This is a genomic window from uncultured Zoogloea sp. (genome assembly GCF_937894855.1).
GTDB classification, from domain to species: Bacteria; Pseudomonadota; Gammaproteobacteria; order Burkholderiales; family Rhodocyclaceae; genus Zoogloea; species Zoogloea oryzae.
In genome coordinates this window covers 1-20434 of record NZ_CALAYQ010000013.1, presented here as the reverse complement: position 1 = coordinate 20434, position 20434 = coordinate 1, and the positions used below count along the sequence as shown (strand labels likewise).

The following is a 20434-nucleotide window of genomic DNA, read 5'->3' as shown; positions in this document are numbered from 1 at the left end:
ACGTCGTCCTCGATGATGGTGCGGAACTTGTTGGCGCCGTCGTAGTTGCAGGTGATGGTGCCGGCGCCCACATTGACGCGCTGGCCGATGTCGGCGTCGCCCACGTAGGCCAGGTGGTTGGCCTTGGAGTGGTTGGCGATCACGCTGTTCTTCACCTCGACGAAGTTGCCCAGGTGCACGTCCTCGCCCAGCACGGTGCCGGGGCGGGTGCGGGCGTAGGGGCCGATGGCGCAGGCGGCGCCCATCGTGGTGTCTTCGATGTGGGAGAACGGGGCGATTTTGGTGCCGGCGCCGATGGTGGCGTTGCGGATCACGCAGTTGGCGCCCACGCGCACGCCGTCGGCGAGCTCGACCTTGCCTTCGAAGATGCAGTTCACGTCGATTTCGACGTCGCGGCCGCAGGTGAGCGTGCCGCGCACGTCGATGCGGGCCGGATCGATCACGGTAACGCCGGCGTCCGTGAGGCCCCGGGCGATGTTGCGCTGATGGATGCGCTCGAGTTCGGCGAGCTGGGTCTTGTTATTGACGCCGAGGGTTTCCTCGAAGGCGTCGGGCTGAGTGGTGACCACATCCAGGCCGTCGGCCACCGCCATGGCGATGATGTCGGTGAGGTAGTACTCGCCCTGGGCGTTGTCGTTCTTGAGGTTGGCGAGCCAGCCGCGCAGGCGCTCGACCGGTGCGGCGAGGATGCCGGTGTTCACCTCGCGCACCTGGCGCTGCTCGGGGCTGGCGTCCTTCTCCTCGACGATGCAGGTGACCTTGCCGGCGTCGTTGCGGATGATCCGGCCATAGCCGGTGGGGTCGTCCATATCCACGGTGAGGAGCGCCAGCTGGCGGTCGCTGGCGGCGGCCATCAGGCGCTGCAGGGTGGGCACGCCGATCAGCGGCACGTCGCCGTAGAGGATCAGCGCGATGTCGCCGTCTTCGACCAGCGGCATGGCTTGCTGCACCGCATGGCCGGTGCCCTGGGGCGGGTCCTGACGGGCCCAGGCGAGATCTGGGGCGTCGAGGGCTTCACGCACCACTTCGCCTCCGTGGCCATACACCACCACGATGCGTCGGGCTTCCAGCACCCGGGCCGTGTCCAGCACGTGCCCCAGCATCGGTTTGGCCGCGAGGGGCTGAAGTACTTTCGGCAACACCGAGCGCATGCGCTTGCCCTGCCCGGCGGCGAGAACGATCACTTCCATGGACATCCTTCAATGCGGTTTGAATTTGGCTCGGTCGGATTCTATCACGCGGGTTTTTATGAAAATTGCGACACAGTTCTCGAAACAGGCGGCATTGCCCCGCGAAGCGTGATGCGACGCAACAATGTTTTGATCTAGTGCTAAAGTTAGTTTCGAGTCTTTCCGTAGAATCGTCGTGCTGCAAGGCAATAATTCAGGAAACATCATGACTACACAAGCTCGCGATTTCATCCAGAACCGCACCTTTGACGAAATCGCCGTCGGCGACTCCGCCCAGCTCGTCCGCACCCTGCTCCCCGAGGACATCCACCTGTTCGCGGTGATGTCCGGCGACGTGAATCCCACCCACGTGGACCCGGAGTTCGCCCGTTCCAGCCAGTTCCGCGAGGTCGTCGGCCACTCCATGTGGGGTAGCATGCTGATCTCGTCGATCCTCGGCACCGAATTCCCCGGCCCCGGCACCGTGTATGTGGGCCAGACCCTCAAGTTCTGGCGCCCGATCACCATCGGCGACACCCTCACCGTCACCATCACCTGCGTCCAGCGCTTCGAGCACAACCACCATCTGCTGCTCGAATGTCTGTGCGTCAATCAGGACGGCCTCAAGGTCATCGACGGCACCGCCGAGGTCATGGCCCCCACCGAGAAGATCAAGCGCCCGCGCATGGCCCTGCCCGAGATCACCATCTCCGACCGCCAGCAGCGCTACCTGCACGTGCTCGAGATGACCAAGGGCATGGAGCCGATCCCCATCGCCGTGGCCCACCCCTGTGACACCGAATCCCTGCGCGGCCCGATCCAGGCCCGCGACGCCGGCCTCGTCATCCCGGTGCTGATCGGCCCCGAAAACAAGATCCGCGAAGTCGCCGAACGCGAGGGCATCGACCTCCACGGCGTGCGCATTGTCGACGTGCCCCACAGCCACGCCTCGGCCGAAACCGCGGTGCGCATGGCCCGCAACGGTGAAGTCGACGCGCTGATGAAGGGCTCGCTGCACACCGACGAGCTGATGAGCGAGGTCGTCGCCAAGGAGACCGGCCTGCGCACCTCGCGCCGCATCTCCCACGTCTTCATGGCCGACGTGCCGACCTACCCGCATCCGCTGCTCATCACCGATGCGGCGATCAACATCTCGCCGAGCCTCGAAGACAAGGTCCACATCATCCAGAACGCCATCGAACTGGCGATCATGATGGGCGTGCCCGAGCCCAAGGTGGCGATCCTCTCGGCGGTCGAGACCGTCAACGTGAAGATCCGCTCCACCCTCGACGCCGCCGCCCTGTGCAAGATGGCCGACCGCGGCCAGATCAAGGGCGGCCTGCTCGACGGCCCGCTGGCCTTCGACAACGCCGTGTCGCTCGTAGCCGCCAAGACCAAGGGTATTCGCTCCGCCGTCGCCGGCCAGGCCGACATCCTGGTGGTGCCCGATCTCGAATCCGGCAACATGGTCGCCAAGCAGCTCGAATACCTCGCCGACGCCCTGATGGCCGGTGTTGTGCTCGGCACCCGCGTGCCCATCGTGCTCACCAGCCGCGCGGATACCGCCGAAACCCGTACTGCATCCTGCGCCATCGCGCAGCTGATGGCCCACAAACGTCGCCAGGGAGTTCGCCTGTGAAAGCTGTCCTCATCCTCAACGCGGGCTCCTCCAGCCTGAAGTTCGCCCTCTTCCCGATGACCCCGAAGCTGGCCGACATGCCGCGCCTGTCGGGGCAGGTCGAAGGCATCGGCGCCGAGCCGCTGATGACCGCCAAGGACACCAGCTCCGGCGAACGCTTCACCGAAGCGCTCACCGTGCCCGCCGGCACTGACCAGAACGGCCAGCACCGGCTGGCGCTGGAGTTCATCTTCGACTGGATCAACCGTCACAGCCCGGGCGTCGAGATCGTCGCCGCCGGCCACCGCATCGTGCATGGCGGCGACCACTACGGCGCGCCAGTGGTGCTCACGCCGGAAGTCGTCGCCGAACTGGAAACCCTGATTCCCCTCGCCCCGCTCCACCAGCCCCACAACCTGCGCGCCATCAAGTCGCTGTTCGGGCTGATGCCGGATGTGCGTCAGGTGGGCTGCTTCGACACCGCCTTCCACCGCACCCGTCTGCCGGTGGCCGAGCGCTTCCCGCTGCCCCGCGCGCTGTTCAACGAAGGCGTGAAGCGCTACGGCTTCCACGGCCTGTCGTATGAGTACGTGTCGCGCCAGCTGCCGGATCTCCTCGGCGAGGAGAAGGCTCGCGGTGCCATCATCATCGCCCACCTGGGCAACGGCGCCAGCATGTGCGCGCTGAACGAAGGGCAGTCCCGCGACACCTCGATGGGCTTTACCGCCGTCGACGGCCTGATGATGGGCACCCGCACCGGCAGCCTCGATCCCGGCGTGATCCTCCACCTCGTCGAGCAGAAGGGCATGGATGCCAAGGGGCTGTCCAACCTGATCTACAAGCAGTCCGGCCTGCTGGGCGTCTCCGGCCTCAGCCAGGACATGCGCGCGCTGCTCGAATCCGATGAAGACTCGGCGAAGGAAGCCATCGAGCTGTTCTGCTACCGCGCGGCCTGCATGATCGGCCAGCTGTCGATGGCGGCCGGCGGCCTCGAGGCGCTGGTGTTCACCGGCGGCATCGGCGAGCACGCCGCGCCGATCCGCGCCCGCATCGCCGAATGGCTCGAATGGACCGGCCTGCGCCTCTACCCGGCCGCCAACCAGCGTCACGCCACGCGCATCCACACCAAGGACAGCAAGGTCGAGGTACTGGTGGTGCCTACCAACGAGGAATGGATGATCGGCCACCACGCCGTCAATCTCCTCGGGCTGGGCTGAGCCCTTCCCCACCCCGGCACATCGCCGGGGCAAAAACAAAAAGCCCGGGTCACCCCGGGCTTTTTGCTGGCTGCGATGATCGGTGGATCAGCGCGGCAGGACGGACGAACCCATCAGGAAGGCGTCGACCTCGCGGGCAGCCTGACGGCCTTCGCGGATCGCCCACACCACCAGGGACTGGCCACGACGCACGTCACCGGCGGCGAAGACCTTATCGACGTTGGTGCGGTAGCAGCCTTCGCCATCGGTAGTCGCCTTGGCGTTGGCGCGGGCGTCCTTCTCGACACCGAAGGCGTCGAGCAGCGAGCCCACCGGGTTGGTGAAGCCCATCGCCAGGAAGGCCGCGTCGCAGGGCAGCTCGAACTCGGAGCCGGCCACTTCGGCCATCTTGCCGTCCTTCCAGTCGAGGCGGACAGCCTTCAGGGCCTTGACGTTGCCCTTGCCGTCATCCACAAAGCCCTTGGTCGCCACCGCGAAATCGCGGGAGCAGCCTTCGTCGTGGGAGGACGAGGTGCGCAGCTTGTACGGCCAGTACGGCCAGGTCAGCGCCTTGTTCTCGGACTCCGGGGGCATCGGCATCAGTTCGAACTGGGTCACCGACGCCGCACCGTGGCGGTTGGAGGTGCCCACACAGTCGGAGCCGGTGTCGCCGCCGCCGATCACGATGACGTGCTTGCCCTTGACGTTGATCGGGTTGGCGATGCCCTGCTGGACTTCCTTGTTCTGCGGGATCAGGAATTCCAGCGCGGCGTAGATGCCCTTCAGCTCACGGCCCGGGACCGGCAGATCGCGCGGCACTTCAGAGCCGGCGGCGAGGATCACAGCGTCGAACTCGGCCTTGAGCGCGTCAGCGGAGACGACTTCGGTCGCGTCGTTGTTGATGCCGGCGGGCAGGTTCTTGTCACCCACCAGCACCTTGGTCTTGAAGACCACGCCTTCGGCCTGCATCTGCTCGACGCGGCGGTCGATCACCGACTTGTCGAGCTTGAAGTCGGGGATGCCGAAACCAAGCAGACCACCGATGCGGCTGCTCTTCTCGAACACGGTCACGTCGTGGCCGACGCGGGCGAGCTGCTGGGCCGCGGCCAGGCCGGCGGGGCCGGAACCGACGACCGCGACCTTCTTGCCGGTCTTGACGGCGGCCGGCTGGGGCTTGACCCAGCCGTTTTCCCAGGCCTTGTCGATGATCGCGTGCTCGATCGACTTGATGCCCACGGCTTCGGTGTTGATGTTCAGCGTGCAGGCGGCTTCACAGGGCGCCGGACAGATGCGGCCGGTGAAGTCCGGGAAGTTGTTGGTCGAGTGCAGAACCTCGATCGCTTCCTTCCAGTTGCCGCGGTAAACCAGATCATTCCAGTCGGGAATGATGTTGTTCACCGGACAGCCGTTGTTGCAGAACGGGATGCCGCAGTCCATGCAGCGCGCGCCCTGCTTGCTCGCTTCTTCGTCGGTCAGGGTGACGACGAATTCCTTGTAGTTCTTGAGACGTTGCTCGACCGGCGCATAAGCCTCGGAGAGGCGCTCAAATTCGAGGAACCCAGTTGGCTTGCCCATGTTACGCGGCCTCCAGTTCTTTCTGTTGTTGCGCGGCCATTTCGGCCAGCGCGCGACGGTATTCGTGCGGCATCACCTTGACGAACTTGCAGCGGTAGGCTGCCCAGTCGGCCAGGATGGCCTTGGCGCGTTCGCTGCCGGTGTAGGTGGCGTGACGTTCGATCAGCATCTTCAGCAGGGCCTCGTCGGCCATGCCCAGGTGACGCACGTCGACACGGCCGTGGCCTTCGAGATCGTCGCCGGCCTCGGAACCCTTGCGGGCGGCGAATTCTTCCTCAACCGGCTCCAGGGCCACCTGGGCCATGTTGCAGCGGGACTCGAAAGTGCCGTCTTCGTCGAACACGTAGGCAACGCCACCGGACATGCCCGCCGCGAAGTTGCGGCCGGTCATGCCGAGCACCACCACGGTGCCGCCGGTCATGTATTCGCAGCCGTGGTCGCCCACGCCTTCGACGACCGTCGTCGCACCGGAGTTACGCACCGCGAAACGCTCGCCGCCAACGCCGGCGAAGTAGGCTTCGCCTTCGGTGGCACCGTACAGCACGGTGTTGCCGATGATGATGTTGGACGGGGTCTCGCACTTGAAGCCGGCCGCCGGGCGGACGACGATGCGGCCACCGGAGAGGCCCTTGCCGACGTAGTCGTTGCCTTCACCCACCAGTTCGAGGGTCAGGCCGCGGGACAGGAAGGCGCCGAAGCTCTGGCCGGCAGTGCCGTTGAGCTTGATATGCACGGTGTCGTCCGGCAGGCCGGCGTGACCGTACTTGGCAGCGAACTTGCCCGACAGCATCGCGCCGACGGTGCGGTTGATGTTGCGCACCGGCAGTTCGATATTGACCTTCTCGCCGTTCTCGAGGGCCGGCTTGGCCAGCTCGATGAGCTGGTTGTCCAGCGCCTTGCCCAGGTTGTGGTCCTGGGTTTCGGTGTGGATGCGCGGCACGTCGGCGGGGACGTTCGGCAGGTGGAAGATGCGGCTGTAATCCAGGCCGCTGGCCTTCCAGTGCTCGATGCCGGCACGCATGTCGAGGAGGTCGGCGCGGCCGATCAGGTCTTCGAACTTGCGGATGCCCAGCTCGGCCATCAGCTCGCGAACTTCTTCGGCAACGAAGAAGAAGTAGTTCACCACGTGCTCCGGCTGGCCGGAGAAGCGCTTGCGAAGGGTCGGATCCTGCGTGGCCACGCCCACCGGACAGGTGTTCAGGTGGCACTTGCGCATCATGATGCAGCCTTCGACGACCAGCGGCGCGGTGGCGAAGCCGAACTCATCAGCACCCAGCAGGGCGCCGATGACCACGTCGCGACCGGTCTTGATCTGGCCGTCGACCTGCACGCGGATGCGGCTGCGCAGGCGGTTGAGCACCAGGGTCTGCTGGGTTTCGGCGAGGCCGAGCTCCCACGGCGAACCGGCGTACTTGATCGACGACAGGGGCGAGGCACCGGTACCGCCGTCGTGACCGGCGATCACCACGTGGTCGGCCTTGGCCTTGGCGACACCGGCAGCAACCGTGCCGACACCCACTTCGGACACCAGCTTCACCGAGATGTCGGCGATCGGGTTGGTGTTCTTCAGGTCGTGGATCAGCTGGGCCAGATCTTCGATCGAGTAGATGTCGTGGTGCGGGGGGGGCGAAATCAGGCCGACGCCCGGCACCGAGTGACGCAGGAAGCCGATGTACTCGGACACCTTGTGGCCGGGCAGCTGACCGCCTTCACCGGGCTTGGCGCCCTGGGCCATCTTGATCTGGATCTGGTCGGCATTGACGAGGTATTCGGTGGTCACGCCAAAGCGGCCGGAAGCCACCTGCTTGATCGACGAACGCAGGCTGTCGCCGGCCTTCAGTTCGATATCACGCTCGACGCGGCTGGCGCCGATGACTTCGGACAGGGTGGTGTCCTTGGCGATCGGGAAGAAGCGCTTCGGATCCTCGCCGCCTTCACCGGTGTTCGACTTACCGCCGATGCGGTTCATCGCCACGGCGAGGGTGGTGTGGGCTTCGGTCGAGATCGAGCCGAGGGACATCGCGCCGGTGGCAAAACGCTTGACGATCTCCTTGGCGGATTCGACTTCTTCCAGCGGCACCGGAGCGCCAGCAGGCTTGAGGTCGAACAGGCCGCGCAGGGTCATGTGGCGCTTGCTCTGATCGTTGATGATCTTGGCGTATTCCTTGTACGTGTCGTACTTGCCGGAGCGGGTGGAGTGCTGGAGCTTGGCGATGGCGTCCGGGGTCCACATGTGCTCTTCACCGCGGATCCGGAAGGCGTATTCGCCGCCGGCGTCAAGAGCGTTGGCGAGCACCGGATCGGCGCTGAAGGCCTGCTGGTGCAGGCGGATCGCCTCTTCCATCACCTCGAACACGCTGATGCCTTCAACCTGCGACGAGGTGCCGGTGAAGTACTTTTCGACCAGCGACTTCTGGAGGCCGATGGCTTCGAAGATCTGCGCGCCGGTGTAGGACATGAAGGTGGAGATGCCCATCTTGGACATGACCTTCATGAGGCCCTTGCCGACACCCTTGATGAAGTGCTTGGTGTACTTCTCGGTGAGTTCGGCATCGCCCTTGGCGATCTGGGCCAGGGTTTCGAGGGCGAGGTAGGGATGCACCGCCTCGGCGCCGTAGCCGGCCAGCACGGCGAAGTGGTGGGTCTCGCGGGCGGAGCCGGTCTCGACGACCAGACCGGTGCGGGTACGCAGGCCCTGGGTGACCAGGTGCTGGTGGATCGCCGAGGTGGCGAGCAGCGCCGGGATCGCAACGTTGTCGGCGTCGACCTTGCGGTCGGAGACGATCAGGATGTTGGAGCCGTTGAGCACCGCGTTCTCGGCTTCAGCGCACAGGGAGGCCAGGCGCGCTTCAACGCCCTGCTTGCCCCAGGCGAGCGGGTAGCAGATGTCGAGTTCGGCGGAGCGGAACTTGTTGCCAGTGTAGCCAGCGATGCCGCGCAGCTTCGCCATGTCGGCGAAGGTGAGCACCGGCTGGGTGACTTCCAGGCGGTACGGCGGGTTGATCTCGTTGATGCCGAGCAGGTTCGGACGCGGGCCGACGAAGGACACCAGCGACATGACCAGCTGTTCGCGGATCGGGTCGATCGGCGGGTTGGTCACCTGGGCGAACAGCTGACGGAAGTAGTTGTAGATCGGCTTGTTGCGCGAGGACAGGACGGCCAGCGGGCTGTCGTTGCCCATCGAGCCGGCGGCTTCCTCACCGCTCTTGGCCATCGGCTCGAGGATGAACTTGATGTCTTCCTGGGTGTAGCCGAAAGCCTGCTGGCGATCCAGCAGGGAGGCGGAGAAGGTCGGCGCGGCATCGGCTTCGGGCTCGGCACAGGAGTCGAGCTTGATGTTGATGCGGGACAGCCATTCCTGGTAAGGCTTGGCGGCGGCGAGGGACTCCTTGAGCTCCTTGTCGTCGATGATGCGGCCCTGCTCCATGTCGATCAGGAACATCTTGCCCGGCTGCAGGCGCCACTTCTTGACGATCTTCTCGTCGGGGATCGGCAGCACGCCGGATTCGGACGCCATGACCACGTAGTCGTCGTCGGTGACGAGGTAGCGGGCGGGGCGCAGGCCGTTACGGTCGAGGGTGGCGCCGATCTGGCGGCCATCGGTGAAGGCCACGGCGGCGGGGCCGTCCCACGGCTCCATCATGGCGGCGTGGTATTCGTAGAAGGCGCGACGCTTCTGGTCCATCAGCGTGTGGGATTCCCAGGCTTCGGGAATCATCATCATCATCGCGTGGGCCAGGGAGTAGCCGCTCATCACCAGCAGTTCGAGGGCGTTGTCGAAGGCGGCGGAGTCGGACTGACCCGGATAGATCAGCGGCCACAGCTTCTGCAGGTCTTCACCCAGCAGCGGCGAGTGGGTGCCCTTCTCGCGGGCGCGCATCCAGTTGTAGTTGCCGCGAACCGTGTTGATTTCGCCGTTGTGGGCGATGTAACGGAACGGGTGGGCCAGATGCCAGGTCGGGAAGGTGTTGGTCGAGAAGCGCTGGTGGACGAGCGACAGCGCGGACACGCAACGCGGGTCCTGCAGATCGAAGTAGTACTGACCAACCTGGTCGGCGAGGAGGAGACCCTTGTAGTTGATGGTCCGGGCGGACATCGACGGGGTGTAGAACTCCTTGGAGTGCTTCAGCTTGAGCGCGGCGATGGCGTTGGCGGCACGGCGACGGATCACGTACAGCTTGCGCTCCAGGGCGTCGGTGACCATCACGTCGGGACCGCGGCCGATGAAGACCTGTCGGATCACCGGCTCCTTGGCCTTGACGGTGGGCGACATGGGCATGGCCGGATCGGTGGGCACATCGCGCCAGCCGAGGACGACCTGGCCTTCGGCACGGGTGGCGCGCTCGATCTCTTCCTCGCAGGCGAGGCGGGAGGCGTGCTCCTTCGGCAGGAAGACCATGCCGACACCGTAGTCGCCGGCGGGCGGCAGCGTCACGCCCTGCTTGGCCATCTCTTCGCGGAACAGGGTGTCCGGAATCTGGATGAGGATGCCGGCGCCGTCGCCTTGCAGCGGATCGGCACCCACAGCACCCCGGTGATCCAGGTTCTTCAGGATTTCGAGACCCTGCAGAACGATGTCGTGAGTCTTGTTGCCCTTGATATGTGCGATGAAGCCGACACCACAGGCGTCATGTTCGTTGGCGGGGTCGTACAGACCCTGCTCCAGGGGAAGATCCATCTTGTTTTTCCTCGACACAACACACACCGGCGTTCGCGTTGCTGTAACGCCGGACCTTCAAACTGCGGAAAACGCCCCGTCCGAACCGTGAAAAAGCCGGCAAAGCATGGCCGGCCGGCTACGCGTGATCCCGACGAGGAGACCGTTCAAACACATTGGGCGAGGGTCGAATATACCGCCGCAGGTGCCCGTCCTTCAAGGATTTTTTGCGCTGCCGCAAGACCGGCGCGGCTTCAGTAGATTTCGCCGACAGCAAACAGGCGGCGATGTTCCTTCATGGCATAGCGGTCGGTCATGCCTGCGATGTAGTCGGCGATGGCCCGCGGCTTGTCGTTCCGGGCCATCTGCTGGTACTGGGGCGGCAGCAGGCGCGGGTCGTTCATGAAGGCGCCGAAGAGGTCCTGGATGATGCGCCGGGCCTTGTCGGTCATGCGCAGCACCTGGTAGTGGTGGTAGAGGTTGTCACGGAGGAAGCCCTTGAGAATCCGCAGCTCGGGCAGCAGATCGGTGCTGTAGGCCACCAGGCGGGGCGCGCTGCGCACGTCCTCCAGGCTTGTCACATCCGCGGCCTGGATGTTGTGGCGGGTCTGTTCGATGAGATCGACGGCCATCATGTTGATCATGCGTCGGATGGTCTCGTGGATCAGCCGGCGGCCGGCCAGACCGGGATAGGCGGCCTCGACGGTGCGCCGATTGCGGGCAAAGATCGGCACGGCGTCGAGCTGTTCGAGGCTGATGAGCCCCGAGCGCAGGCCATCGTCCACGTCGTGGTTGTTGTAGGCGATCTCGTCGGCGAGGTTGGCCAGCTGGGCCTCGAGGGACGGCTGCCGGCCTTCGAGAAAGCGCCGGCCGATGTCCCCGAGCAGTTCCGCGTTCTTCGGCGAACAATGCTTGAGGATGCCCTCCCGCGTCTCGTGAAGGAGGTTGAGGCCGTTGAAGTCGGCGTAGCTCTCTTCGAGCAGATCGACGGTGCGCAACGACTGGAGGTTGTGCTCGAAACCGCCGAAATCCTTCATGCAGCCGTTGAGCGCCTCCTGGCCGGCGTGGCCGAAGGGGGTGTGCCCCAGATCGTGGGAGAGGGCGACGGCTTCGGCGAGATCCTCGTTGAGGCGCAGCGCCCGGGCGATCGAGCGGGTGATCTGGGCGACCTCGATGCTGTGGGTGAGGCGGGTGCGGAACAGATCGCCTTCGTGGTTCACGAAGACCTGGGTTTTATATTCGAGCCGGCGGAAGGCCGTGCAATGCACGATGCGGTCGCGGTCGCGCTGGAACTCGCCCCGCGCCAGCGGCGGCGCCTCCGCCACCCGCCGGCCACGGGTGTTGGCTTCGCTGACCGCGTAGGGCGCCAGTTCGCTCATCGGCGGGGGCGGCTCAGCAGCACGCCTCGATGGTGGCGCGGATCTCGGCGGTGCTGGCCTCGGCGCTGATCACGGCCTTGCCGATCGCCTTCAGCAGCACCAGCCGCAAAGTGCCGTCGCTCACCTTCTTGTCGTGGGCCATCAGCTCGAGATAGCGGTCGGCGCCGAGGGGCGCGCCCTTCACCGGCAGGCCGGCACGCTCGTGGATCCGGCGGACTCGCGCCACGTCGGCCTCGGTGATCCAGCCCAGCTGGTGCGACAGCTCGGCGGCCATCACCGCACCAGCGGCCACCGCCTCGCCGTGCAGCCACTCGCCGTAGCCGAGGCCGGTCTCGATGGCGTGGCCAAAGGTGTGCCCCAGGTTGAGGGTGGCGCGCTCACCCTGCTCGGTCTCGTCGGCGGCGACCACTTCGGCCTTGTTGCGGCAGGAGCGCTCGACGGCCTCGGCGAGGGCGTCGGCGTCGCGGGCCAGCAGGCGCTCGAGATTGGCCTCGATCCATTCGAGGAAGGGCAGGTCGCGGATCAGGCCGTACTTGATGACTTCGGCGAGGCCGGCCTTGAGTTCGCGATCGGGCAGGGTGTTGAGGGTGGCGATGTCGGCCAGCACCAGCCGGGGCTGGTAGAAGGCGCCGATCATGTTCTTGCCGAGCGGGTGGTTGATCGCCGTCTTGCCGCCGACCGACGAATCCACCTGGGACAGCAGTGTGGTGGGCACCTGGATGAAGGGCACCCCGCGCTGGTAGCTGGCGGCCGCGAAGCCGACCATGTCGCCGACGACCCCGCCGCCGAGGGCGATGAGGGTGGTGCTGCGGTCGCAGCGCTCGCCGAGCAGGCCATCGAAGATCAGGTTGAGGGTGGGCCAGTCCTTGTGGGCCTCGCCGTCGGGCAGCACGATCTCGGTGACCCGCAGCCCGCGCTCGCGCAGCCCGGCGACGAAGGGCGCCAGGTACAGCGGACCGACCACGGTGTTGGTGATCACCGCGACCCGCGTGGTCTTCAGGTAGGGCAGGATCAGGCCCGGGTCAGCCAGCAGCCCGGTGCCGATGTGAATGGGGTAGCTGCGCGCATCCAGCGCGACGCTCAGGGTTCGCATAGGGCCTGCAATTCCTTCTCTATCATCTTCACCATCGCGCTGGGCGTGCCGCGCCCGCCCTCGACGATGATGTGAGCGACCTCCCGGTAAAAGGGGCCGCGGGCTTTGAGCAGTTCTTCGAGGCGGCCCTTCGGGTCGGCCACCTGGAGCAGCGGGCGGCTGCGGTCGTGGCGGGTGCGCTCCCACAGGATCTGCGGCGGCACGCTGAGGAACACCACCACCGCGCGCTCCCGCAGCAGCGCGCGGTTCTCGGGCCGGATCACCGCGCCGCCACCGGTGGCAAGCACCATGTTGGATTCGCGGGTGAGTGCGTCGAGGGTCTGGGTTTCGCGCTTGCGAAACCCGTCTTCACCCTCGATCTCGAAGATGGTCGGGATCTTGACCCCCGTGCGAGCCTCGATCTCGTGGTCGGAATCGACGAAACGCAGACCCAGCCGCTTGGCGAGATCCCGTCCCACGGTGGTCTTGCCCGAGCCGGGCATACCGACGAGGACTACACAAGTTTGCTTCATTAACAGCCCCGGAACGGGAGCAACTCCACCCCCTGAAAAAATCAGTTGATTTGAATGTCGCGAGTTACTGACTCACCACTCGGGCTTGTGAACCGCAAAGTCACAGAACCACTCATTTTTGCGGTACAGGAACCTGCATTTACTATCAAAGTATGAGCGGTTCCACCTGCATTAGGAGTACGTGGAACGACTGAGGGTTCAAGAGAAAAAAGCCTAATGGCACTAGGCTCGGTCGCATTCGTTGGCTCAGGAGTAGGCTGTGTCCACTTTAGAGTATCAGCAACCTTAGTAATCGTTGCACCAGCCGGAAGTGGGTTGTCATTTTCATCCGAAACTACGAACGTATAGTTACCAGAACATCCCTGAGAAGCAAATACGCTCGGAGTGACAGCACCAACTATGTGACTCGAAAGGGTGATAACGGCAACCCTGCGCACATGCGCTGCACCCCAAACATCATCGCAGGTACCAGCCTTGGAGATACCTGCACAAGCTGTTGGGGGAGATTTTGGCGTCGCACCATACGCGATTTCCCGCTCACCGGACTGCCAGGAGCCGTTTTCATTATTGTCGACGAAGGCATCGCCCAGATCACGGAACGGCTCGCCACGATCCCAGGTGTTATTGGTGTTTAAATCGTCGAAACTTTCCTCACCCTGCGCGTACGCCAGGATCGTCACACGACCATCCGCGGGGCGGGAATTAGCGGACGTGAACTTCACCGAACACGCACCGTCCTCAGTGGTACAGAAAGGCTGCACCCCCCCGCCTTCACTGATGAAATTGACCACCGTGCCATTAACAACCGGATTACCCAAACGGTCGTAGGCCCGCGCAGTCAAAGTGGTCTGCACCCCATCGATATGGGCGCCTTCAATATTGAATGTTTCAACCGCCAGCGAGAACCTGTCCTGGGTCGGACGCCCCGTGGAGATCGTCAGATTAGGCGACTGGCTCTTGATCGCCGCGTTGCCGGCGAGTTCCGCGGTCACCCACACCGGGGTAGGCACGGACCCCGCAGTTACAGTTACGCTGACAGTACCATCGGCGCCGGTCGTACCCTGCACGATACCGGCACTTTGGCCATTCAGCTTGATGCCGCCCACTCGGGTCGACAAGTCGAAATTAACCGCCCTACCAGCAATCGGGCTATTCGTACTATCGACCAACTTGAAGGTGACGATCGAGTCGGACGACAGACCCGCCCCCCCCGTCCCAGCCAATACGATCGACGACGGCGTTGCCGAGATAAAGCTTACGTTGGACGGTTGCGGCGCCGCGACCTGCAGCGTAAGAGAACTGGAGGTGCCCTGCACGGAAGCCGTAATCGTGTCCGTACCAGCACAGCCCTTATCGGTATAGGTAGCGGTTGCGACACCGTTCACTGAGGAAACGCTGCGGCTGAGGCTGGCCTTGCCGGCCGTATCACAAGCAGAGGAAAAGCTCACGGTCTGGGCGGAGGTCGCCGGCACACCATTCAACAAAACCTGCACCGAAATCGAAGTACTTGCGTAAGCGCTGAGTGAAGTGGAGTTAGCTGCCAGATTGGCGAGCGCAACGGTACCAGGACTGACGGCATAGCCGATCGTCTTCGTGACCTGTTTGTCAGCGACGGTCGCCGCGACCGTCAGGTTTGCTGCTCCGCTCGCAGCAAGGCTGGCCGCCTGCAGATTGATGGACGCGATCCCATTACTATCGGTCAACGCCGTACCGGAACCGGGCTCGAACACCGCCAGCCCCCCATCCGTCGTGAAGCTCACCACCGCATTCGGGACGACCACTCCCTTGGCATCCTTCACCAGCGCCTTGACCGTCAGGGGCTTGCCCGCGGACAGGGTGTTGCTACTGAGCCCCGACGCGGCATCGGTCAGGGAAAGCGCGATGGTGCCGTCTGCCGCGGCCGTGCCGCCGGTGCCACAGGACGTCGAGAAGGCCGTCGGGCAATCCGAGGACGAACTGCCGCCCCCGCCACCGCCGCCGCAACCTGCGACAGCTAGGGCGAGCGTCACCAGAGACGCGAGACGAACCGGTGGGATGAGACCGAGTGCATCGAAATTACGCATGTGAAGTTCCTTTCAGACCTGGGTGTTCAACGCAGCCCAAGCTGGTCGTTGATGATACGCGGCGTGATGAAGACAAGCAGTTCGGTCTTGTTGTCTTTACGCTCGTTGCTGCGGAAGAGATAACCGAGCACCGGCAGATCGCCGAGCAGCGGGATCTTGGTCGTCGCGTTGGAGACATCCTGGGTGTAGATGCCCCCGATGACGATCGTACCGCCGTTTTCAACGACAACTTCCGTCTTGACGTGCTTGGTGTCGATCGGGACGCCCGAGGTCAGGGCCACATTGTAGTTGGGCGAATCCTTGTTCACCTCGAGCGTCATCATGATCTTGCCATCAGGCGTGACCTGCGGCTTGACCTTGAGCGCCAGATTGGCCTTCCGGAAAGACACGCTGGTGGCGCCGGAGCTGGTCGCAGAGTTGTACGGGATTTCAGTACCCTGCTCGATGATCGCCTCAGCCTTGTCGGCGGTCATCACGCGCGGACGGGACACCACCTTGCCGCGACCGTCGGCTTCGAGGGCAGAGACTTCGAGATCGATGTAGCGCGTGGCAGCGCTGTTCCACAGGGCCAGCGAGAACGCACCGGCCTGCTTGTTGTTGATCGTCGAGGCCGGCAGATTGACGCCGAGGGAATCGTTGAAGTTCGGCATCGTGACGATCTGGCCGGCCTGGTAGCCGGTGTTCGACAGATTGCCGGACCCGAAGGTGTTGCGATAAACCTGCACGCCGCCGGTGGTGGAGCCCAGCAGGCCGCCGGTCTTGCCGCCGAAGCCCAGGCGGACGCCCAGATTGCGCGAGAAGGTGTCGGTGGCTTCGACGATCTGCGCTTCGATCAGCACCTGACGCACTTCCACGTCGATCTCGGCGATCAGGCGGCGCATCTCTTCGAGGCGCGACGGGATGTCGTTCACGAAGATCTTGTTGCTGCGCTCGTCGGGCACCACGCTGCCGCGCTTGGACAGCACCGTCTGGTCCTTGCTCTTGAGGAACTCGGCGACCGACTTGGCCTTGTGGTAGTTGATCTGGAAGCTCTCGGTGCGCAGCGGCTCGAGATCGCCGATCTGGGCCTTGGCCTCGAGATCGAGCTTCTCGCGGGCGGCGAGTTCATCCCGCGGCGCGATCCAGATCACGTTGCCGTTCTTGCGCATGTCGAGACCACGGGCCTGCAGGATGATGTCCAGCGCCTGATCCCACGGCACGTCCTTCAGGCGCAGGGTGAGGTTGCCCTGCACCGAATCGCTGGTGATGATGTTGAAGTTCGTGAAGTCGGCGATGACCTGCAGCACCGAACGCACGTCGATGTTCTGGAAGTTCAGCGACAGCTTCTCGCCGCCAAAACGCCCCTTGGCGGAGCCCTGGGTGAGCTTGTTCGGGTCTTCGCGGACCGGCTTCACCTCGAGCACGAACTGGTTGTCGCTCTGGTAGGCGTTGTGCTCCCACAGCCCCTTGGGGGTGATGGTCATGCGCACGTTGCCGCCCTGAGCCTGGGTCAGCACGGTGGACACCGGCGTACCGAAATCCAACACGTCGAGCTTGCGACGCAGCTGCTCGGGCACGTCGGTCTTGAGGAAATCGACGATCAGGCTGGTGCCCTGCTGGCGGATGTCGATGCCGGCGTTCGGATCGGACAGATCCACCACCAGCCGGCCTTCGCCTTCCTTGCCGCGGCGGAAGTTGATGTCGCGGATCGCGTGACGCTCGCCCATACCGACCGCCGACGGTGCCGCAAACTGCGACGACTGGGCCACGCCCACGCCGGTGGCTTCCTTCATCTGGGCCGACGAGAGGGTGATCAGCACGTCCTTGCCATCGATGCGGACATCGTAGGGCGAGACGCGGGTCAGGTTGAGGACCAGCCGCGTGCGGTCGCCCACCTGGACGATATTGACACTGCGCAGATCACCGGCGTTGAGCGCCTGGCTGTTGCGCCCGAGGCCGTTGGCGGTATCGGGAAAATCGAAGGCCACCCGCGCCGGATTGGCCACGCTGAAGCTCGCCGGCACGGCCGCCAGGGGCTGGGCCATGGTGAGCTTGAGCATGACGTTGCCGCCCTGATCGGCGGCGACGATGTTCTCGATGCGGTTGGCTGCCCGGGCTTCAGCCCCCGGCGGCGTCTGCGCCAGGGCTGGCGCCAGCGGGGTCAGCCCCCCGAAACATGCTGCAATGACCCACGCGCCAAGCTTGACGCCACAACGTCCCGTTTTCATTTCTTCGACTCCTGAGGCGCCTGCTCTTGCAATTGCAGCGTGCTGATGCGTTCCGTCCACTCACCGCTCGCATCTTCGACGAGTTCCTTCAATGTGACCTCCGTCTCCGTGATGGCGGTGATCTGCCCGTAGTTCTGTCCGAGATAGTTGCCAACCTTCACCTGATGCAGCGTCTTGTCGGCAAAGATGATGGCGTGGGACTGCCCACGTTTCATCAGCACACCGACCATCTTCAGCGATTCCAGGGGATAGGCTTCGAGCGGCTCACGCCGTCGGTTGGCATCGGGAGCAAACTGCCCCCCTTTTTTGTCCGGCTCAAGTTTGGCGACCCGGAACGGATCAACCTTGCTCGCGCCCTGATAATTCACCGGCACGACCTGCTGGATCGGCGGAAGCGGCTTGAGGTTGGGCTTGAGCCCCTTGGAGTTTTCTTCCATCCAGCTGCGCAGGTCATCCTGCTCGTCCCCGCAGCCGGACAACAGAAGCACCGCAGCCAGCGGCAGCAGCGCGGTCAATCGGACGCTCTTCATTTAGCCGCCTTTTCCTTGGCCTTTTCCTTGCGCAGCTTGGCCACTTCGTCGTCGTCAAGGTAGCGGTAGGTCACGGCCGTCGCATCGAACTTGAGCACGCCATCCTTCTGCGTCTCGATTGCGATGTCGTTGAGGGTGACGATCCGCGGCATCTGCGCCACATCGCTCACGAACTCACCGAGGTCGTGGTAGTTGCCGATGACGCGCACCGCGATGGGCAGCTCGGCGTAGAAATCCTTCATGACTTCCGAGCCCGGCTTGAACAGCTCGAACTGCAGACCGCGGCCAAGGCCCGCCTGGTTGATGTCGGCCAGCAGGGCTTCCATCTCGGAGCGGTTGGGCAGTTGCTTCAGCAGCGCGCCGAACTGGCGGTCGATCTCGCTCAGCTGGCGCTTGTACTCGGGCAGATTGACCGCCTGCTCCTTCTTTTCCTTCCACTCCTGCTTGAGGCGGCTTTCCTCTTCGCGCTTGGTTTCGAGCTGCGACCACTGGGTGCTCCAGTCGAGCCACCAGCCGCCGACGACGATGGCGAAGAAGATCGCGATGAGGAAGCTTACCCGCGGCAGCAGCGGCCACTGGCCCGGATCGTTGGGATCCAGGCCCTTGAAATCCCGCATCAGGCTCTGGTAATCCCGGCCCCGGATCTGCTCCATTGACACCCTGAGACCCATTACGGCTTACCCCCTACGATCACGGGCGTCTTTCCCTTCAGCTTGCCGACCGGCTCTTCGGTCTTGGGGCGCTCGATGGTGAAGTTGAGGCTGAACTCGCTGACCCGGCGGTTGTTCAGCGTGGCGGCCTTGACCTCGACGAGATCGGCGCGCTCGAGATTGGGCGAAGCCTCCAGATTGCGCATCAGGTTGGAGACCCGCGCGTTGGACTGGGCGTAACCCGTCAGATTGATCCGCGAACCGCTCTGCTTGAGGCCCTTGAGATAGACGCCTTCGGGCATCTGGCTGGCGAGTTCGTTGAAGATCTGGACCGTTTCGGTTCGGTTGGTCTGCAGGGATTCGATCACCTGCTTGCGCGACAGCAGCGCCTCGGCCTGCTCGCGCAGGCCCTTGATCTCGGCGATTTCCTTGTCGAGTTCGACGATGCTTTCCTTCAGGAAGACGTTCTTGGCTTCCTGACCATCCACGTAGCCAGCGATGATCGTGTGGCCAACAAACCACACCGCCACGCCGGATAGCGCCGCGACCGCGGCAAACAGCCAGAACTGCTGGCGTCGGGCCTTACGTTTTTCCTCCCGGTGGGGGAGCAGGTTGATGCGAATCACGAATCAAACCTCCGCAGCGCCAGTCCGCAGGCCACGAGCAGGGCAGGTGCGTCGGCCGCCAGATTTTTGGGGCGAATCTTGGAACTCAGGCTCATGTTCGCAAAGGGGTTGGCGACCTGGGTCTCGACCTGGGTGCGGCCCGCGACGGTGTCGGCGAGGCCCGGAATGACCGCACAGCCACCGGCCAGCACGATGTGATCCACCTGATTGAACTGGGTCGAGGTGAAGAAGAACTGCAGCGCCCGGGAGACCTCCAGCGCCAGGGCGTCCATGAAGGGCCGCAGCAGTTCGGGTTCGTAGCTCTCGGGCAGGGAGCCGGTGCGCTTGGTGCTTTCGGCCTCCTCGAGGGACATCCCGAAGTGGCGCATGATGTCCTGGGTGAGCAGGAAGCCGCCGAAGGCCTGCTCCCGCGCGTAGATCTGGACGCCGTTACGCAGCACCGACACGTTCATCACGTTGGCGCCCGCATCGACGAGGGCGATGATCTTGTCTTCCCCCTGGCCGGGCAGCTGGGCCTGGACCAGCTCGAAGGCCGACAGCGCCGCGTAGGACTCGACATCCATCACCAGCGCCTTGAGGCCGGCGGCTTCTGCGGCGGCCACGCGGTCTTCGACCTTCTCCTTGCGCGACGCGGCAATCAGCACCTCGTCCTCCTCGGTGCTGGACGCCGCCGGGCCGATGACCTGGAAGTCGAGATTCACCTCGTCGAGGGCGAACGGGATGTACTGGTTGGCCTCGGATTCGACCTGCACCTCCAGCTCCTGATCACGAAGCCCCGCCGGGAGAATGATCTTCTTGGTGATGACCGCCGAGGCGGGCAGCGCCAGCGCGACGAACTTGGTGGTGGTGCCGAGACGGCGCCAGCCGCGACGGATCGCTTCGGCGACGGCGTCGAGGTTGGCCACATTGCCATCGGACACGGCTTCGCGGGGAAGGGCTTCGATCGCATAGCGCTCGACCCGGTACCCGCCCCCGGAAACAGCCGACAACTCGACCATCTTGACCGACGACGACGAAATGTCGACGCCGATCAGGGGACGTGTCCTGGGGCTGAGAAAGGATAGGTCGATCACAAAAAATCCTGAAAATTCTTTATGTTAGGCGCAATAACAACAATCTACATGAAATCCTAGCAACAACCATGACAGGTGTAAAGCAA

The 20434-nt window shown here is 64.2% G+C and carries 14 protein-coding genes; 2 read left to right on the top strand and 12 right to left on the bottom strand.

The window, feature by feature from the left end:
* Positions 1-1190 (bottom strand): bifunctional UDP-N-acetylglucosamine diphosphorylase/glucosamine-1-phosphate N-acetyltransferase GlmU (glmU, locus tag Q0672_RS01180; RefSeq protein WP_298618900.1); only part of this gene is annotated, 1190 nt, incomplete at its 3' end.
* 205 nt (positions 1191-1395) lie between these two features.
* On the opposite strand from glmU, the gene Q0672_RS01175 reads away from it, so the two are divergent.
* Entirely contained in the window at positions 1396-2808 is a 1413-nt protein-coding gene (locus tag Q0672_RS01175) for a bifunctional enoyl-CoA hydratase/phosphate acetyltransferase (protein WP_298618898.1), read from the top strand.
* On the top strand, positions 2805-4004 hold the full coding sequence (locus Q0672_RS01170; RefSeq protein ID WP_298618896.1) for an acetate/propionate family kinase: 1200 nt from the start codon (positions 2805-2807) through the stop codon (positions 4002-4004). Before Q0672_RS01175 ends, Q0672_RS01170 begins: the two co-directional genes overlap by 4 nt.
* A gap of 87 nt (positions 4005-4091) precedes the next feature.
* Here the strand turns inward: Q0672_RS01170 and Q0672_RS01165 are convergent, their stop codons facing one another.
* The 11 genes from Q0672_RS01165 to Q0672_RS01115 all read right to left on the bottom strand — a co-directional run bounded on the left by Q0672_RS01165 (position 4092) and on the right by Q0672_RS01115 (position 20348).
* Positions 4092-5558, bottom strand: coding sequence for a glutamate synthase subunit beta (locus tag Q0672_RS01165; protein ID WP_153160714.1), 1467 nt, complete (start codon positions 5556-5558; stop codon positions 4092-4094).
* Between the two features lies 1 nt (position 5559).
* Positions 5560-10236, bottom strand: a complete 4677-nt coding sequence (locus Q0672_RS01160; RefSeq protein WP_298618894.1) for a glutamate synthase-related protein — start codon at positions 10234-10236, stop codon at positions 5560-5562.
* 233 nt (positions 10237-10469) lie between these two features.
* Positions 10470-11594, bottom strand: coding sequence for a deoxyguanosinetriphosphate triphosphohydrolase (locus tag Q0672_RS01155; protein WP_298618891.1), 1125 nt, complete (start codon positions 11592-11594; stop codon positions 10470-10472).
* A 13-nt stretch (positions 11595-11607) separates the two neighbouring features.
* Entirely contained in the window at positions 11608-12687 is a 1080-nt protein-coding gene (gene aroB / locus Q0672_RS01150) for a 3-dehydroquinate synthase (protein WP_298618889.1), read from the bottom strand.
* Positions 12675-13199 (bottom strand): shikimate kinase, encoded by a 525-nt coding sequence (locus Q0672_RS01145; RefSeq protein ID WP_298618887.1) that lies wholly within the window; start codon positions 13197-13199, stop codon positions 12675-12677. The genes aroB and Q0672_RS01145 overlap by 13 nt, the downstream gene beginning before the upstream one ends.
* Before the next feature lie 41 nt (positions 13200-13240).
* Positions 13241-15262, bottom strand: a complete 2022-nt coding sequence (locus tag Q0672_RS01140; protein ID WP_153160722.1) for an Ig-like domain-containing protein — start codon at positions 15260-15262, stop codon at positions 13241-13243.
* 26 nt (positions 15263-15288) lie between these two features.
* The gene (gene pilQ, locus Q0672_RS01135) at positions 15289-17469 is read right to left on the bottom strand and encodes a type IV pilus secretin PilQ (RefSeq protein WP_298618883.1); all 2181 of its coding nucleotides are present in this window, start codon (positions 17467-17469) and stop codon (positions 15289-15291) included.
* Complete coding sequence (locus Q0672_RS01130; protein WP_153160726.1) at positions 17466-17999, bottom strand: pilus assembly protein PilP; 534 nt, start codon at positions 17997-17999, stop codon at positions 17466-17468. The genes pilQ and Q0672_RS01130 overlap by 4 nt, the downstream gene beginning before the upstream one ends.
* Positions 17996-18652: a type 4a pilus biogenesis protein PilO gene (locus tag Q0672_RS01125; protein WP_228111803.1), complete on the bottom strand. Its 657-nt coding sequence runs from the start codon at positions 18650-18652 to the stop codon at positions 17996-17998. The genes Q0672_RS01130 and Q0672_RS01125 overlap by 4 nt, the downstream gene beginning before the upstream one ends.
* A gap of 17 nt (positions 18653-18669) precedes the next feature.
* Complete coding sequence (locus Q0672_RS01120) at positions 18670-19275, bottom strand: PilN domain-containing protein (protein WP_153160730.1); 606 nt, start codon at positions 19273-19275, stop codon at positions 18670-18672.
* The gene (locus Q0672_RS01115; protein ID WP_153160731.1) at positions 19272-20348 is read right to left on the bottom strand and encodes a pilus assembly protein PilM; all 1077 of its coding nucleotides are present in this window, start codon (positions 20346-20348) and stop codon (positions 19272-19274) included. The genes Q0672_RS01120 and Q0672_RS01115 overlap by 4 nt, the downstream gene beginning before the upstream one ends.
* Positions 20349-20434: the final 86 nt, after the last annotated feature.

Coding starts and splice junctions, on each gene's coding strand:
- Q0672_RS01160 (WP_298618894.1), bottom strand. CDS start 10,236: ATGGATCTTCCCCTGGAGCAGGGTCTGTACGACCCCGCCAACGAACAT.
- Q0672_RS01155 (WP_298618891.1), bottom strand. CDS start 11,594: ATGAGCGAACTGGCGCCCTACGCGGTCAGCGAAGCCAACACCCGTGGC.
- Q0672_RS01175 (WP_298618898.1), top strand. CDS start 1,396: ATGACTACACAAGCTCGCGATTTCATCCAGAACCGCACCTTTGACGAA.
- Q0672_RS01165 (WP_153160714.1), bottom strand. CDS start 5,558: ATGGGCAAGCCAACTGGGTTCCTCGAATTTGAGCGCCTCTCCGAGGCT.
- Q0672_RS01145 (WP_298618887.1), bottom strand. CDS start 13,199: ATGAAGCAAACTTGTGTAGTCCTCGTCGGTATGCCCGGCTCGGGCAAG.
- pilQ (WP_298618883.1), bottom strand. CDS start 17,469: ATGAAAACGGGACGTTGTGGCGTCAAGCTTGGCGCGTGGGTCATTGCA.
- aroB (WP_298618889.1), bottom strand. CDS start 12,687: ATGCGAACCCTGAGCGTCGCGCTGGATGCGCGCAGCTACCCCATTCAC.
- Q0672_RS01140 (WP_153160722.1), bottom strand. CDS start 15,262: ATGCGTAATTTCGATGCACTCGGTCTCATCCCACCGGTTCGTCTCGCG.
- Q0672_RS01125 (WP_228111803.1), bottom strand. CDS start 18,652: ATGGAGCAGATCCGGGGCCGGGATTACCAGAGCCTGATGCGGGATTTC.
- Q0672_RS01130 (WP_153160726.1), bottom strand. CDS start 17,999: ATGAAGAGCGTCCGATTGACCGCGCTGCTGCCGCTGGCTGCGGTGCTT.